Genomic DNA, 572 nt, shown 5'->3' on the forward strand with positions numbered 1-572 from the left:
CGGCAGGCGTTGCACGGCGCGCCCACGGGCACGTACAGCAGGCCGTCCGGCCCGAAACCCAGGACCTTGGCGCCGTGGTGCGTCGCCGACGGCAGGTCGGCGCGCACGGTGACCGGGGAGGGGGCCGGGGAAGAGGTCGGTGGAGTGGGGCCGGATGAAGCGGGAACAAGCCCGTAAGGCGCGATGCCGGTCCGGGCGTGCGCCCATTCCTCCACCCGGTCGTAGCGCAGCAGGCGCGACACGGCGGACACGTACAACGCCCCCTCGTGAAAGGCCACCCCGGCGGGCAGCGACAGCCCTTCCGCAAGCCGCAGCACGCGCAGGGGGCGCAGCGTGTCGTCCAGGGGAAGGGCATGCACCATGCCCGCGCGCAGGGAACCCACGAACAGGGTGCGCGTGCCAAGGGCCATCTGCCGGGCGTTGGGCACCCGGGCGTACAGTTCCACCGTGAAGCCCGGCGGCAGGCGCAGTTCGCCCAGAGGTAGGTCGTCGGGTACGGCCAGCGCGGCAGGGGCCGGTGGCGCCACGGAAAGGGCCACCACGGCGCGCGGGGCGGCAAGAGGGGCATCCGG

1 protein-coding gene is annotated in these 572 nt (G+C 74.1%); it reads right to left on the reverse strand.

Annotation, left to right across the window (positions count from 1 at the left end):
• Nucleotides 1-572, reverse strand: a 572-nt coding sequence (locus tag FVW20_RS18375) for a PQQ-dependent sugar dehydrogenase family protein (protein WP_504739168.1), incomplete at both ends; no start/stop codon positions are given.

Origin of the sequence: Nitratidesulfovibrio oxamicus, assembly GCF_015731765.1 — a bacterium.
Taxonomy (GTDB): Bacteria; Desulfobacterota; Desulfovibrionia; order Desulfovibrionales; family Desulfovibrionaceae; genus Cupidesulfovibrio; species Cupidesulfovibrio oxamicus.